General features: G+C 46.0%; 11 protein-coding genes. All 11 read left to right on the top strand.

Annotated features, from left to right (window positions below):
* The first annotated feature begins 49 nt into the window (after positions 1-49).
* The 11 genes from A8806_RS17380 to A8806_RS17335 all read left to right on the top strand — a co-directional run bounded on the left by A8806_RS17380 (position 50) and on the right by A8806_RS17335 (position 16900).
* Positions 50-4300: a SpaA isopeptide-forming pilin-related protein gene (locus tag A8806_RS17380; protein ID WP_109732438.1), complete on the top strand. Its 4251-nt coding sequence runs from the start codon at positions 50-52 to the stop codon at positions 4298-4300.
* Between the two features lie 148 nt (positions 4301-4448).
* Positions 4449-4742, top strand: coding sequence for an exodeoxyribonuclease VII small subunit (locus A8806_RS17375; RefSeq protein WP_066733310.1), 294 nt, complete (start codon positions 4449-4451; stop codon positions 4740-4742).
* Between the two features lie 9 nt (positions 4743-4751).
* A complete protein-coding gene (locus tag A8806_RS17370) occupies positions 4752-5345 on the top strand; it encodes a hypothetical protein (RefSeq protein WP_066733309.1) in 594 nt (197 codons plus the stop codon).
* A 13-nt stretch (positions 5346-5358) separates the two neighbouring features.
* Complete coding sequence (locus A8806_RS17365; protein ID WP_066733305.1) at positions 5359-5592, top strand: hypothetical protein; 234 nt, start codon at positions 5359-5361, stop codon at positions 5590-5592.
* The gene (locus A8806_RS17360) at positions 5570-6127 is read left to right on the top strand and encodes a hypothetical protein (RefSeq protein WP_066733303.1); all 558 of its coding nucleotides are present in this window, start codon (positions 5570-5572) and stop codon (positions 6125-6127) included. The genes A8806_RS17365 and A8806_RS17360 overlap by 23 nt, the downstream gene beginning before the upstream one ends.
* A gap of 5 nt (positions 6128-6132) precedes the next feature.
* The gene (locus A8806_RS17355; RefSeq protein WP_066733301.1) at positions 6133-6816 is read left to right on the top strand and encodes a hypothetical protein; all 684 of its coding nucleotides are present in this window, start codon (positions 6133-6135) and stop codon (positions 6814-6816) included.
* A gap of 841 nt (positions 6817-7657) precedes the next feature.
* Positions 7658-8011: a TnpV protein gene (locus tag A8806_RS26665; protein ID WP_242996165.1), complete on the top strand. Its 354-nt coding sequence runs from the start codon at positions 7658-7660 to the stop codon at positions 8009-8011.
* On the top strand, positions 7939-14634 hold the full coding sequence (locus A8806_RS17350) for an N-6 DNA methylase (protein ID WP_242996163.1): 6696 nt from the start codon (positions 7939-7941) through the stop codon (positions 14632-14634). Before A8806_RS26665 ends, A8806_RS17350 begins: the two co-directional genes overlap by 73 nt.
* Complete coding sequence (locus A8806_RS17345; RefSeq protein ID WP_109732436.1) at positions 14624-15016, top strand: hypothetical protein; 393 nt, start codon at positions 14624-14626, stop codon at positions 15014-15016. Before A8806_RS17350 ends, A8806_RS17345 begins: the two co-directional genes overlap by 11 nt.
* Positions 15017-15032: 16 nt before the next feature.
* Complete coding sequence (locus A8806_RS17340; RefSeq protein WP_109732435.1) at positions 15033-15986, top strand: DUF3991 and TOPRIM domain-containing protein; 954 nt, start codon at positions 15033-15035, stop codon at positions 15984-15986.
* Positions 15983-16900, top strand: a complete 918-nt coding sequence (locus tag A8806_RS17335; RefSeq protein WP_109732434.1) for a DUF3846 domain-containing protein — start codon at positions 15983-15985, stop codon at positions 16898-16900. The genes A8806_RS17340 and A8806_RS17335 overlap by 4 nt, the downstream gene beginning before the upstream one ends.
* Positions 16901-16926: the final 26 nt, after the last annotated feature.

The raw sequence follows: 16926 nt of genomic DNA, 5'->3' as shown, positions 1-16926 counted from the left end.
CGCACTGAGTTAAATCGGTGCGTTTTTGCATTTCAAGGAGGAAAACGCAATGGTTAAAACAAAATTCAAGAAAGCCGTCTCGCTTATGTTGGCGACGGTTATGAGCCTTACTGCTTTTATGGGCATTGGGGCAACGACAGCCTTTGCAGCCGTTGGAGAAAAAGCCGATGTGTACCTCGTCGATTATCCCCGAAGCGGAGATACCAATAACAACGGCGAATGGGGACACGGCAATCTCAACTATATGAACGGTTGGAAAGGCTTGTCCACGAAATACACAGGACTTCGTGCAATGGGTTCGTATTCAGGCAATATTGCCTACTGTATTGAACCGGGTACAGGTCAGCGGACTGGAGATACTCTCACTGAAAAGGACGAGAACTTCTTCAATAATATCAGTCCGAACGGTACTATTTCCGGCGATGATATTCGCCTGCTTATCGGTCGTATCTTGCAGTACGGGTATCGTGGAGGTATTTCGACAAGCTGGAAGTCGCAGAATGAAAGCGACGCAAATTGTATCGCACACGCTTATGCCACTCAGATTTTGATTTGGGAAACGATTGTCGGCGAAAGAGACGCAAGCTTCAATCACGTTTCTACCGGCGGGTATAATGCAGTGCTTGAATGTGTAAGCTCTGCACACCCACTCCGCAGTAAAATCTTGTCGTACTACAACAGTATGGTAACAAGTGTTCAGAATCACACCAAAGTACCGAGCTTCTGCACAAGGTCAAGCGGTTCTGCAAAGGTAAATGAGCTTGAATGGAACGGAAGTAAGTATGTTGCTACTCTCACCGATACAAACGGTGTGCTTGGCAATTACAATTTCTCGGCAAATATTGACGGCGTTTCGTTCTCTGTCAGCGGAAACAAATTGACTGTTTCGATGGATACCGCACCGAGCAAGGAATTCACTATCACAGCCACAAAGAAAAACGGTGTCCGCAGAGGTGTAGTTGTATGGTCTGACGGTATCCATCAGAACGGAAACGGCATTCAGGATGTGGTCACTTACGCTCAGGAGGTCAGCGACCCTGTCAGCGGCTTTGTCAAAATGAAGGTCAGCTACGGCTCTTGTCAGATTGTAAAGACAAGTGAGGACGGAAAGGTTGACGGCATTCAGTTTACTGTCAGCGGTAACGGTGTAAATCAGACAGTCACAACCGCAAACGGCGGTAAGTTCCAGCTTGATAACCTTATGCCCGGTGTTTACACGGTCACAGAGCAGTCTATTGACAAGTATGTGCCGCAGGAGGTTCACAGAGTAACTGTCGTTGCCGGTCAGGTGGCAAAGGTCAACTTCAATAATGTTCTCAAGAGAGGTAATCTTCAGGTTATCAAATCTTCGGAGGATAATCTTGTAGAGGGCGTTACCTTCCACCTTTACGGCACTTCTCTTGCGGGTATTGCCGTAGATGAATATGCCGTAACAGATAAGAACGGTGTTGCTTCTTTCAATGATGTGCTTATCAGCGGTACTACCCCTTACACTGTTGAAGAAGTAGATACGGCTATCCGTTATGTTGTGCCTGCAAATCAGACCGCACCGATTAACTGGAAAGATGTTACAACCCGCAATTTCACGAACATTCTCAAAAAGTTCAGCGTAACTGTAACAAAGAGCGACCGTGAGGAAGGAACGCCGCAGGGCGACGCTACCCTTGCCGGAGCAGTTTACGGTATCTATAAAGGCGAAACCCTTGTGGACAAGTATGTAACGGATAAGAACGGTCAGTTTACCACAAAGGAATATATCTGTGATGACGACTGGACAATCCGTGAAATCACTCCGTCCGAGGGCTATCTGCTTGATACCACAATCCATAAGGTCGGTGCTGAACCGCAGCTTTATACGGTTGAACACAATCAGACAGCAAATGATGTTACAGAGCAGGTTATGAAAGGTAATATCGCCATCATCAAGCATACCGATAACGGAGAAACACAGATTGAGACACCTGAAAACGGTGCAACCTTTGAAATCTATCTCAAATCTTTCGGCAGCTTTGACGCAGCAGAAGAAGATGAAAGAGATGTTATCGTCTGTGATGAAAACGGCTTCGGTCAGACAAAGAATATGCCGTATGGTGTATATACCGTTCATCAGACCTCCGGTTGGGAAGGTCGTGAGCTTATGAAAGACTTTGATGTGTTCATTGCTCAGGACGGTCAGACCTACCGCTATCTTATTAACAACGCAAACTTTGAAAGCTATATCAAGGTTGTCAAGGTGGACGCAGAAAGCGGTAAAAACATTCCGTATGCCGGTGCAGGCTTCAAAATCTTTGACCCTAACGGTAATCAGGTAACAATGACCTTTACTTATCCTACTCCGACAACGATTGATACTTTCTACACCGACGCAAACGGACAGCTTGTTACACCGGAGAAACTGGAATACGGCAAGGGATATTCTCTTGTGGAAGTTCAGGCTCCTTACGGATATGTGCTTGACAGCTCACCGGTGTACTTTGATGTGGCAGAGGAACATTCTTCCGATGAGGGTGGTATTACCGTGATTAAGGTAGATAAGCCTAATATGGCACAGAAAGGTACTGTCAGCATTGAAAAGACCGGCGAGGTATTCTCAGGGGTAAACATCTCCGGAGAGGAAAATACCGATGTGATTTATCAGCCTGTCTATGAAGTGAAAGGTCTTGCAGGTGCGGTCTATGAGATTACCGCAGCAGAAGATGTTATCACGCCTGACGGAACACTCCGTTATGCAAAGGGCGAGGTCGTAGATACTGTTACCACATATGAAAACGGACTTGCAAAGAGTAAGGAGCTTTACCTCGGCAGATATACGGTAGTTGAAATTACCGCACCGGAGGGTATGGTTATCAACAAGGAAGCACACGAGGTCGAGCTTACCTACGCAGGTCAGGAAGTCGCCGTGACGGAAACTGCAACCAGCTTCGTAAACGAGAGACAAAAGGTTACGGTAAGTCTTGAAAAGGCAATCGAAAAGAACGACATCTTCAATATCGGCAACGGCGATGAAGTAAAAAACATCAGCTTCGGACTTTTTGCCGCCGAGGAACTTGTTTCCGCAAGCGGTACTTCTATCCCGGCAGACGGACTGATTGAGATTATCTCTCTTTCCGAAAACGGCAAGGCAGTTATCAAAACCGACCTTCCTTTCGGAAGCTACTATGTAAAGGAGCTTGCAACCGATGAGCATTATATCCTTTCCGACAGCAAGTATCCGTTTACTTTCAGCTATGCGGGACAGGATACCGAAAATGTTGAGATTGCAGTCAACGACGGCAAGCCGATTGAAAATAAGCTCATTTACGGCTCTGTCTCCGGTAAGAAGATTACCGAGAACGGCGAAGAACTCGGAGGTGCAGTTATCGGACTGTTTAAGGCTGATGAAACCAAATTTACAAAAGAAAATGCTTTGATGACTGCTACCTCTGAAAAAGACGGTAGCTTTTCTTTTGAGAAAGTGCCGTATGGCAACTGGCTTGTAAGAGAAATTGAACAGCCGGAGGGATTTGTTCTCAATGAAACTTCTTATGAAGTTAAAATCTCCGAAGTCGGTCAGGTCATTGAGGTTGAAATCGTCAATGAGTATGTTCACGGCAATATCAAGTTGACTAAGGTCGATGAAGATTACCCGGACAACAAACTGACGGGTGCAACCTTTGAGGTTTACAAAGATGTAAACGGCGACGGCAAACTGGACGACGGCGACGAGCTTATCGGTACGCTTACTGAAACAACTACGGGTATTTACGAGATGAAGGAGCTTCTTTACGGAAAATACCTTGTAAGAGAAACCAAAGCACCGGAAGGCTTTGAGCTTGATAAGGGTGTGTACTCTGTTTTCATCGAAAAAGATGAAAACACATACGAGGTAGAAAACAAAGCCGGCGTCGGCTTTATTAACACGGCAATGAAAGGAAACCTGAAAATCGTTAAGACTTCCTCTGATGGTAAGGTTGAAGGTTTCACTTTCAGAGTTACGGGAGTAAACGGTTATGACCGCAGCTTCACGACCGATAAGAACGGCGAAATCATTATCGAGGGACTTCGTATCGGCGATTACACCGTTTCCGAGGTTCAGGATACTGTTTCTGCTTCCTATGTGCTTCCTGCGGATAAGATTGCAACCGTAAAGGTCGGCTCTACTACCGTTGTGGAAATGCACAATGAGCTGAGAGACACACCAAAGACCGGAGATAACAGCAATGTCGGCTTGTGGACTGCACTTGCGGGACTTTCTGCCCTCGGTATTGTAGGCACAGCCGTTGTTGCGTACAGAAAAAAGAAGAAGGAGGACAATGAGTAATGGACGCTAAAACAATCGTAGCAGTTGTATTGGTCGCCTTTATTATCGGCGGCTTTATCTTCTTGCAGATTAAGAACAGAAAGAAATAAGGAACGCTTGTGTGGGCGGAGTGAAAACTTCGCCCACGGTTCTTTTACGGAGGTGCATTATGAACAAGCTAAAGACGGTTGACAGCAAGGTGCTTGCAATACTCAGAGAATGCCCCGAAACGAGGTATGACGATATGCAGCTTATCCTTTGCTATTACAACCGATACAGCTATATGAGAGTCGGAGATTTACCGCTTGAGGATATAGTCAACAACTATAAAGGGTACGGCTTGCCGTGCTTTGAGACTATCCGCAGAGCAAGACAGAGAGTGCAATCCCTGTTTCCCGAACTGTCAAGGCAGTGCAGTGGCTGCGACTGCGGAAACATCAGAATTGTGATTGAAGTAAGCTGAGGTGTGGATATGAACGAGGAAAAAAGAAAAATCGGTGAATACACCGTTCTCTGCTCGGTCAATGTGGGCGAAAAGGAGGTTATCTTGGCTTCCAATGAGCAAAGCACAAACGGCAATAAGTTTTTGTGCGGCTTTGCGGAGCGAAACGACCTGTTTGAACTGTGTTCGGAATGTATGGTAAGCGATGACTATATCGAAATCGTACACCTTTTCGGAAGCCGTGTGACAAAGGAAGCGGAGCTTTTCAAGGAACAGGTCGAAAAACTGGATATTCCAATCACAATCATAACGGAAGCCGACTGTATCCCCGACCACTATTCCAAAGACATCAACGGCAAAATCATAGCCATTGACCCCAAGGTATTAAAGCCTGAATTTCAGAGAGCTGACAGACAGCTTTATTATGTTACAGGTGGTTTCGGTGCGTCGGCAAACAGCCGTGGAAGTGCCGTGTTTTGTACCAATCTTCACACCGGCAAATCAACCCGATATGAAAGAATGGATGTTATGGGCGAAATAAAGCCTGAGCGTCTGCCTGAATGGGCAAAGGAAAAGGCACAAGAGCTTTCAAACAAGAAGCGAAATAAAGACAAAGAACGATAAGGAGGACAAAGCAATGAAGGAAAATTTCACTTTTCAGCAAAAGACAAAGCTTCTGACAAAACTGTTTGACGCAGGCTGCAATACCGAAAAGAAATTGCAGCAGCTCGACATGGAGAGCATTTTGAAAATTCCGGGTATCACTATTCCGGATATGAGTCTGATTATCGAGCTTCAGAAGCAGACCAAAGCCAATAAGCTGTTCTCTTATTTGGGAGGTGGCACTGATGAGCAGGCAGGAACAGAATGACCGTCATATCATTTGGAGCGACATTAGCCTTGACCTTGATGATTGGCGAGAGTCTTTGGAGGAACTGTATCCCGGATATTCCGATGATGAGCTTTACGACATTATGGTAAAATCCAATGCCGAAAACCTTTATGATGAACGAGTAAATCTCAACATTCAGTTTTCACAGCCGATTATCGTTATCGGCGACCTCGGCAGATGGAACGGCAGAGTGTCGGGCTACAAGATGATTGATTCCGGCAACATTAAGGACTGCCTTTACTCCGATACCGATTACACCGAATGGTATGTGGATAAGTACGGCGACCTTAGAGCCGATGCCGTTCATCACGACGGAACAAACCATTATCTATACCGTGTATTCAAAGACGGTGTTACCGATACGCAGATTGAAAATCTGCAAGATAAAATCTACAACGGAAAAGCCACAAGAGCCGACATCACACGAGTTACCAAAAGACTCGGCGATGATATTGCCGGCGTATATGGTTTTTCTATTCCAAAGCAAAGACAACCAAACGAACAAGCGAGGTGATGAAAATGGATTACAGAGTATTGACCGAAGCAGAGCGTAAATACACCTTCAGCCAAAGTCAGCAGCTCTCTATGCAGACCGGTCTTATCGGATATTTGCGAGCCGACTTCGGTTCTACCGGGAACGAGTTTTGGACGACTTGGAACGATTTCAGAAAAGACCTGAAAACCGATGAATTTAAGGCTGAATTTGACGATGTGATAAACGGATTGCGTGACGGCGATGTTTTGTCCGGCAGAAAGGCTATGTCCTCTTACTGTTATTCCACTCCCGACAGTTCCTTCAATGATGACCGCAACCACTACGGCATTCGTCTTGATACGGAAAAGTACAGCTATCTTATGAGGTTTAACCCCAACAGGGGCGAGTACAATCTGTACTGCTATTGCTATCAGAAAGAGTGGCTGAACAGCCACTTGAAAAATGCCGAGCGTGGTATCCGATTTATCGACCCGCACTATCAGGAGCAGTTTCGCATTGCGGACGGAGAGAAAATTTCAATTAAGCTCGGCGACGGAAAAACAATGGAGAGGACTTGCAGATATATTGATGACTACCATTTGGAGGTCGGTACAAATCTCTACCACATCTGCGAATTTGCCGAGCTTTGCGAGAGAAACGGTCATACCGTAGAACCAGCCGCAAAAGAAAACACGAAGCCTGCAAAGGACAAAGAAAAATCACGATAAGGAGGTGCAGACGAGGTGGCAAGGAAATTTGACCTGATTTCGGAGCTATACGAAAGAACCTGTTTTGCAGTTACAGACAACCCGGTAAACTGGCAATCGTTTCTGAAAACAGCAGGCAGAAATTTCAGGCTCCGATTTGATGAACAGCTTCTTATTTATGCCCAAAGACCCGACGCAACAGCCGTGCTTGAAATCGAACGATGGAACGGCACTTTCGGTCGCTGGGTAAATCGAGGAGCAAAAGGTATTGCCGTATTTGAGGACGCAGACAGAAGCCGTCAAAGGCTGATTCATTGCTTTGATATATCGGACACCCACGAAAGCAGATATTCCCGCCCTGTTCCGATTTGGGAGATGAGACCCGAATTTGAAGCAGAGGTTATTGAAACGCTTGAAAACACTTTCGGTGCGGTAAACGATACAACGAGTATTGAAAATGTCGTCAAAGAGAGCATTGCCAATGCCGTCGAGGACAACATCGCAGACTATATCTCCGACTTTATGAGTTTGGGTGCAGGAAGCGATATTGAGTATTTGTCTGCCGACGAAGCAAATGCCTTGTATTTGGAGCTTGTCAGAAACAGCGTATCATATATGGTTATGGCACGATTGGGACTGGACGCAGACAAGGTTTATTCTCCCGATGACTTTGCCGGTATTTCAAACTTCAATTCACAGGAAGTTCTCAATGCGGTGGGTATTGCTACAAGCGACATTGCTGAAATGGCGTTGCTTCCAGTCAGCAGAACAATCAGCACGCTCAGCAAGGAAAATCGCATAATTGATGAACAGGGGCAATCCGAATACAATAAAGACATCAAAGACGAAAGGAGTCAAAGCGATGAGCGAAATCACATACACGATGGTGGGAGATTACAATCTTCCGAACCTGAAGCTGCCGGAGCAGACGGAAGTGACTCTCGGCAGATGGTCGCAGATGAGGAGAACTTATCTGAAGGAACATCACAAAATCCTGTACTACAATCTTCTGACGAAAGGGATTCTGAACAGTCACTTGGCGGAGGTTCAGCAGAGAGCGAGCGAACTGGAGGAAACTCTCGTGAAGCAGATGGCAGAGAAAGCCGGGCTGACGGAGCAGATGAAGGCGGGAGATATGATGAAATGGGTTTGCCTGATGAACAACATCAGGAACTCGGCACAGGAAATCGTGAAGAATCAGGTAATATTCGCTTAGAGTATTACGACAGAAACCACGAGGACAAGAGCCTGCCGTTTTTCGGTGGCGACGATACTATCCGAGAAATACTCGGTACTACCCCGCATTTGTCCGCTTCAAAGGAAGAAATCAAAGACTTCTATGAGAGAAATACGGATAATGCGACCCGTACCGAATATATCAAGGGTATTTTCAACAACGATTACACCCAGCTACCTTTAAGCGACGGCAGGCTTGTTGGATACAAAACATTTCAGAATGTCCTCCACTTGTGGGAAGGCGAATACGAAAACAGAACAGCTCAGAGCTTCTATGACTGGGGCGTTATCGCACAGCATTTTGAAGCAATGAGACTTTTGGGAGAACTGACCGATACAATGAAACCGCTTCCGTCTATGGACGGTCAGTTGACTCTCATAATGGGCAATCAGGCAGAGGAACAAAAAACCTCTGCCTTTACTTTTTCTCAGGAAGTCATAGACGCTGTACTGACCCGTGGAAGCGGAGTTTCCGAGGGCAAAATGCGTATCTATGAGCAGTTTGAAAAGAGCCTTTCCGCCAAAGAGAACGCCGACTTCTTGAAGAATGAATATGGTTGGGGCGGCTCTTATCCTGTCATCATCGGTGCAGGCATTGACGAACAGCACGACGGAAAAGGTATCACAATTTCAAAAGGTATCGGAAGCGACAAACCGCACATTACGCTTTCTTGGTCTCAGGTTGAAAAGCGTATCGGAGACCTTATCCGTATGGAAAGATACCTAAACCCAAAGGAAAAAGAAAAGTACCCGGAATGGCTTGAAAAGCAGGAAGAAAGGCGAGCCGAGCTTGCAGAGCAGAGAAAAAACCGTGAGATACTCTCTACCGCACCGCCTGAGCCTGAAAACAAAGTGGACGAGCCGGAAGCACAGTATGAATATCATCTCGGCGACAGCGTGTATATCGGAGCTTCGCAGTATGAGATTTTGTCCTTTGATGAAAACCGTGTAAAGCTCTATAACTTCGATATGCCCCTATTCAACAAGGAGCTTTCAAGGGAAGAATTTGACCGCAAAGTGCGTGAAAATCCAATGAACGACCACTTGAAGGTCAGTGCATTACCGGCGGAAGAAAAAACCGTTACAGGCGAAAATGAAGCTCAAAATGATACCGAAACCGTACAGGATTTCAGTCCGAAAACCGGTTATGACGACGCCTTCTTTATCAACCGGGAGAATGAAAGTGTAACTTGGATGTACTATAACCCCGACAGCAATGCAGGAGGACAGTATATTATAAATACGCTTTCTTTCGACGAAATACAGCAAGCCGCACAGGAGTATGACTCGGCTGAGGATTTCTTTGATTACCTCGGCAGTATTGCAAATCAGGAGCTTGCCGATGTAGGTACGGAATGGTTTGAGGAAGCAGAAAGTCAGTTTTCACAACAGCCTGATTTCACAGACTGTACCAAAGCGACAATGCAAAGCCTTGTGGCTGCTGTTTCTGAAGTCCCGGTTTATGACCGAGAAACAGAAATTCTTTATTCCGTGCTTGGCAGATTAAAGATTGACGACATTGGACTCGGTTATGATGAAAACGGTCTTGTTGCAAGGGACGGCGATAACGAATGGCACGGTGCAGAGTTTTATCATTTTCTTGTTGATGAAGCCTTTGTATTTGAAGATGACGGTTCTGTGCTTGGTATCAGACCTGACTTGCTTGATGACTTTAAGGCTTTATCCGAACACAACGGTGTTGAGGTTAAGGACAACCGAGAGAAAGAGCCTGAACCGATTGTCCCCGCTTGGGAGCAAAAGAAAAAGTCAAAGGTAAAGAGCTTTGACCTCCACCCGGATATTCCGATGGCAGAGCGACACAACTTTGACCTTGCCAATAATCAGGTTGAAGAAGTGAACAAGAAAGAACGCTTCCACCGAAACTATGCAGCGATTAAGGTCTTGAAGGATTGTCAAAGCGAAAATCGTTTTGCAACACCCGATGAGCAGAAAATCTTGTCGAGATATGTCGGTTGGGGCGGTATTCCCGAAGTCTTTGACGAACGAGCCGGAGCTTGGCATACCGAATATGCAATGCTAAAAAATATCCTGACGCCGGAGGAATATGCGTCGGCAAGAGAAAGCACCTTGACCGCCTTTTACACTCCGCCCGAAGTATCTACTGCCATTTACAAGGTGTTGGAACAGATGGGATTTCAGGAGGGCAACCTGCTTGAGCCGTCTTGCGGTATCGGTAACTTCATCGGTATGCTGCCTAAGTCAATGGAAAACGCAAAGGTTTACGGCGTGGAGCTTGATACCGTTTCAGCCGGTATCGCTCAGCAACTTTATCAGAAATCTTCTATTGCGGCACAGGGCTTTGAGGAAGTAAATGTCCCCGACAGCTTCTTTGACGGCGTTATCGGCAATGTGCCTTTCGGAGATTTCAAAGTCTCCGATAAACGATACGACAAGTACAATTTCTTAATCCACGATTATTTCTTTGCAAAATCGCTTGATAAGTTACGCCCCGGCGGTGTGATGGCTCTTGTGACAAGCAAAGGAACTATGGATAAGGAAAACTCCAATGTGCGTAAATATATCGCACAGAGGGCGGAGCTTCTTGGAGCAATCAGACTTCCGAACGACACCTTCAAAGGCAATGCCGGAACAGAGGTTGTATCCGATATTCTGTTCTTGCAAAAGCGAGACAGGCTAATAGATATTGAGCCTGACTGGGTTCATCTTGACACCGACGAAAACGGTATAAGGATGAACTCATATTTTGTTCAGCACCCGGAAACGATACTCGGCGAAATGAAAATGGTAAGCGGTCGTTTCGGACCGGAAGCAACCTGTGAGCCGTTTGAAAACGCCGACCTTTCGGAGCTTTTGAACGAAGCTGTTTCAAACATTCACGGAGAAATCTCCGAATACGAAGTAGCCGATGAGCTGGAGGAAGAAGATAATTCTATCCCGGCAGACCCTACGGTAAGGAACTTCTCTTACACGGTTTTGGACGACAAAATCTATTTCCGTGAGAACTCCCGTATGTCCCCGGTGGAGGTATCGGCAACCGCCGAGAACCGCATTAAGGGTATGATTGGGATAAGAGATTGCGTCCGCAATCTGATTGAACTGCAAACCGAGGATTACCCGGACAGCGAAATCAAACAGGCACAGGAAAAGCTGAACACTCTGTATGACAGCTTTACAAAGAAGTACGGACTTATTAACAGCCGTGCCAATACTTCTGCCTTTTCCGACGACAGTTCCTATGCTCTGCTCTCTGCTCTTGAGGTCATCAACGAAGATGGCGAACTGGAACGCAAGGCAGATATGTTCTTCAAAAGGACGATAAAACCGCACAAGCCGGTAACGGAGGTTGATACCGCAGACGAAGCTCTCGCTGTCTCTATAGGTGAAAAAGCAGCCATTGATATGGAATATATGATGGAGCTTTCCGGCAAAAGCGAGGAGGAATTATTCGCTGACCTAAAGGGTGTAATCTTTTTAAATCCTCTTTATGAGTACGGTAATTCTTATGAGCCGAAATATTTGATGGCAGACGAATATCTGTCGGGCAATGTTCGTGAGAAGCTGGCGACAGCCAAAAGGTCTGCGACTCTGTATCCCGAAGATTACACCGTCAATGTGCAGGCACTTGAAAAGGTTCAGCCAAAGGATTTGACGGCAAGCGAGATTTCCGTAAGGCTCGGTGCGACTTGGATTCCACCCGAAATATTCCAACAGTTTATGTTTGAGTTTCTCGACACCCCACGCTATGCACAGTGGAATATCAAGGTTCACTACTCTCAGTTTACCGGAGAATGGAACATTGAGGGAAAGAGCTATGACCGTTCCAATGTTAAAGCGTACAGCACATACGGCACTTCCCGTATCAACGCATATAAGATAATTGAGGAAACACTGAACCTGAAAGATGTCCGAATCTTTGACTATATAGAAGATGAGGAAGGCAAAAAGAAAGCCGTTCTCAATAAAAAGGAAACGGCAATCGCACAGGCAAAGCAGGAACTCATAAAGCAGGGCTTTCAGGACTGGATATGGGCTGACCCTGCCCGCCGAGAAAAACTCACGAAGATGTATAACGATAAGTTCAACAGCATAAGACCCCGTGAGTACGACGGAAGCCACATTGTTTTCAACGGTATGAACCCGGAAATCGAACTCCGTGAACATCAGAAAAATGCGGTTGCACACATTCTGTACGGCGGCAATACGCTGTTGGCACACGCAGTCGGTGCAGGCAAAACTTTTGAAATGGTGGCGGCTGCTATGGAGTCCAAACGACTTGGACTTTGCAATAAGTCGCTGTTCGTAGTCCCGAATCACTTAACCGAACAATGGGCGGCGGAGTTTTTACAGCTCTATCCGGCGGCGAATATTCTTGTTGCGACAAAGCGAGATTTTGAGACAAAGAACCGCAAAAAGTTCTGCGGTCGAATTGCTACGGGCGATTATGACGCAGTGATTATCGGTCATTCTCAGTTTGAAAAAATACCGATGTCCATTGAAAGACAGAGGGCAATTCTTGAGCAGCAGCTTGAAGAACTGACAGACGGTATTATGGATTTGAAGCGAAACCGTGGAGAAAACTTTTCCATTAAGCAGCTTGAAAAGTCTAAAAAGTCCGTGAAGCAAAAGCTGGAAAAGCTCAACGACCAAAGCAGAAAGGACGATGTTGTTACCTTTGAAGAACTCGGTGTGGACAGACTTTTTATTGATGAGAGTCATTATTACAAGAACCTCTATCTTTACACCAAAATGCGTAATGTGGGCGGTATCGCTCAAACGGAAGCACAGAAATCCTCCGACCTGTTTATGAAGTGCCGATACCTTGACGAGCTTACAGGCGGTCGAGGAACGATATTTGCGACCGGTACTCCTATCTCAAACAGTATGGTGGAACTCTATACCATTCAGCGATACTTGCAGTACAACACGCTTGTGAAAAACAACTTGCAACACTTCGACTCGTGGGCAAGTACCTTCGGAGAGACTGTAACAGCTGTTGAGCTTACCCCGGAGGGAACGGGTTACAGAGCGAAAACCCGCTTTGCAAAATTCTATAACCTTCCGGAGCTTATGGCGATGTTTAAGGAGGTTGCCGACATTAAGACGGCGGATATGCTGGAGCTGCCTGTGCCGGAAGCACACTTCCACAATGTTGCGGTCAAGCCGTCGGAAATGCAGAAAGAAATGGTTGCTTCCCTTGCGGAACGAGCCGAGAAAGTCCGTGGCGGCGGTGTGGATTCGAGTGTGGATAATATGCTCAAAATCACAAACGACGGCAGAAAGCTGGCACTTGACCAGCGTATGCTAAACGATATGCTGCCTGATTTTGAGGGCAGTAAAATCAACGCCTGCGTCGATAACATCTACCGTATTTGGGAGGAAACAGCCGATAAAAAATCGGCACAGCTTGTGTTCTGCGACCTCTCAACGCCAAAAAACGACGGCACATTCTCGGTGTATAACGACATCAGAAAAAAGCTCATAGAGCGTGGTGTCCCCGAAAGCGAAGTCCGCTTTATCCACGAAGCAGATACCGATGTGAAGAAAAAAGAACTGTTCCAAAAGACCCGTAAAGGCGAGGTCAGAGTGCTTCTCGGTTCTACGCAGAAGATGGGAGCCGGCACGAATGTTCAGGACAGACTTATCGCACTTCACGATGTCGATTGCCCGTGGAGACCGTCAGACTTGGAGCAGCGTTCCGGTCGAATTATCCGTCAGGGCAACTCAAACCCTGATGTAGATATTTACCGCTATGTAACGGAGCAGACCTTTGACGCATATCTCTATCAGCTTGTAGAGGGAAAGCAAAAATTCGCCAGTCAGATTATGACGAGCAAATCTCCGGTGCGTTCTGCCGAGGATATTGATGAAACCGCCCTGTCCTATGCAGAGATTAAAATGCTTGCCACCGGCAATCCGTATATTAAGGAAAAGATGGATTTGGATATTCAAGTCCAAAAGCTGAAGCTCTTAAAATCCAACTTTCTATCAGAAAAATACGCTTTGGAGGATAAGATAATCAAATATTATCCGCAGAGAATTACAGCTTTGGAAAACCGTATTGAAGGCTTGAAGCAAGATGTAGAAACTGCGAAACAGCACCCGAAACCAACGGACGACCGCTTTGTCGGTATGGAGGTTAAGGGTGTTTTTTATTCCGAAAAAGCCGACGCCGGTAAAGCAATCATTGAAGTCTGTAAGCAGATGAACAGCCCCGACCCTATTTCTCTCGGCAAGTACCGAGGGTTTGAAACGGAGCTGCTTTTTAATACCGCAGAGCGAAATTATGAGGTTCGACTGAAGGGTGCGACAAGCAGAAATGTTCCTCTCGGCGATGACGCACACGGCAATATTATCCGTCTTGATAACGGAATTGAGAGATTTGCCGAGAGCTTATCGCTTGCGGAAAATGACCTTGAGAACACCAAAAATCAGTTGGAAACCGCAAAGAAAGAAGTCCAAAAACCATTTATCCAAGAGGAAGAATTGAAAACAAAGCTTGCCCGACTGGACGAGCTGAATATTCTGCTCAATATGGATAAGCGGGAAAACGAAATTGTCGGCGGCGAACCCGATGAGGGCGAAGTGCCGAACACACGAAAGGAGAAAACCTATGAACGATAAAATGACACCCGATAAAGAAAGAGAAAACTGCCCTTGCAGAAAAGCAATCATCAACCCTTTTGACGCAATGATGATGGTTGTGGTCAGGAGACTTGATAAAGCATATCTCGAATTGAAAAGAAGCAAACCACCCGCAAAGGAAGCAGAATTTGCTCTTAGAAATGCAAAGCTTTCTTTCTATGGAGAGTTGGTTCGACAGAGCATTGAAACGGTGTTTTCGCCGGAAGAAATCATTGCTTTGTATGAAAATGACGACCTTGCGGAAGATGCTTGGACTGTTTGGAATGACATCGGCTGCCCTGTTGACAAGATACTTATCATCATTGCAAAGCTCAGTATCAACGAACCGATACAGAAAGCTGTTGCCGATTTGCTGATGTAGAACGGCGGTGATACCTATGCCGTATATAGCACCGGAAGTCATAACAGAAGCCAAGCGAATGGACTTATTAACCTATCTCAGAGAGTATGAACCGGGCGAGCTTGTCAAGTTTTCAAGTAACACCTACACCACAAGAACCCACGACAGCTTGAAGATATCCAACGGAAAATGGATGTGGTGGTCGAGAGGTATCGGGGGCAAATCCGCCCTCGATTACCTTATCAAAGTCCGTGGAATGGATTTTGTGCAGGCGGTTCAGACCATTATGGGAAACGGTTCAGTCAACTTTCCGACTTGCGAAAACATCAAGAGCTATGAGGAACAGCCTTTGCTTCTGCCTGAAAAAAGCCCCACTACCGATGTGGTATTTGATTATCTTTTCGGGCGTGGCATTGATTTTGAAATCATCAACTACTGCTTGGAACAGGAGCTAATCATTGAGTCGCTTCCGTATCACAATGCTGTTTTTATCGGCTATGACGAGGACAAAGAACCTAAATACGCCGCATACAGAGCGACAAATCAATCAAGGATTATGGGCGACTGCACCGGCAGTAAAAAGCAATATTCTTTCCGCCTGACTGCCGAAAACACCGGAGAGGTTCATCTTTTTGAGTGTGCCATTGACCTGCTTTCCTATGCAACTTTGATGAAGCTGGAGGGCAAAGACTGGCGACAGTTTAACCTTGTTTCTCTTGCGGGAGTGTATTCCCCAAAGCAGAAAATTGAGGACTCGAAAGTGCCTGTTACACTCGGCAGGATGCTTGAAAAGGACAAAACAATCAGGCGAATTGTTCTTCATTTGGACAATGATATTGCCGGAAGAAAAGCTACCAAAGCGTTGCAGACTATTCTCTCAGATAAGTATGAAGTCGTTGACGACCCTCCCCAATACGGGAAAGATGTCAACGATTTTCTTTGTAAACGCTTAGGGATAAAGGATAAAACCGAAAGGAGTTTTGCACGATGAAACTAAAAGAAATCAGAGAAATGTACCCGGAGGGTACGCAGATTGTACTCACTGAAATGGCTGGCGAAAGTCAAATGCCATACGGTCTGAAAGGAACGGTTAAGTTTGTTGACGACGCCGGACAGATTCATATGAGTTGGGAAAACGGAAGCTCCCTCGCCTTGAATATTTACGAGGACACCTTTGAGAAGGTTGAAGCACCGGAGAAGATTTCTGTCATTCTCGTTGAGCCGGGCAGGTATCCGAAGCTCATTGAGATTGAGGATACGCTGGAAGCAATGCAGTCTCTTGTGGAGGGAGATATTGAAGAATATATGCCCTTTGAGGACGAGGTTGCCATCATCTGCAACGAGGAAGGAAAGATGAACGGTTTGCCGTTGAACAGGGCTGTTTATTCCGAACCTGAGAATGTTGAGATGAGTTATCCGCAGTTGAAAGCTCATTTCCGGCAGGCAGAAAAAGAAAGAAACCACACGACCGGATATATTGTTTTTACGGCAGACAGCTTTGACAAGCCATACACAGAGGAACAAAGAACCTATGTTGTCAGCAGTAACAATAAGGCTTTCATTGAGGGTATGGGCGGATATTCTATCTATGCTTCTTCCCTTGACGGGTCGGATAAATGTGTGCGACTGGAAGCGTATATGGCTGATGAACACGGTGGCAAGGACGGTTGGAAGATTGAAAAATGTTATGTGAAAGATGACAGCAACCGTGAAATGCTCGACATTATTGCCGGCAAGTTCTTCATTGCTTACGCACCGATTGAGTCGGAAAAGTTTCTCAGTATGCCGAAAGAACTGGCTCGTAAGTACGAGGAAAAGTTCAAATACCCGGAGAGATTTTACAAGTCTATGGACGGTATTGAAGCAAAGCCGTATAAGCCTGTCTCAAAGGATATGGAGAGATAAAAGTCAATCTATGGGGCAACCCTGAG

This window comes from Faecalicatena orotica (assembly GCF_003149245.1).
GTDB classification, from domain to species: Bacteria; Bacillota; Clostridia; order Lachnospirales; family Lachnospiraceae; genus Faecalicatena_A; species Faecalicatena_A orotica.
Note: the sequence above shows the minus strand (reverse complement) of the source record. Positions and strands in the feature narration are given on the sequence as shown.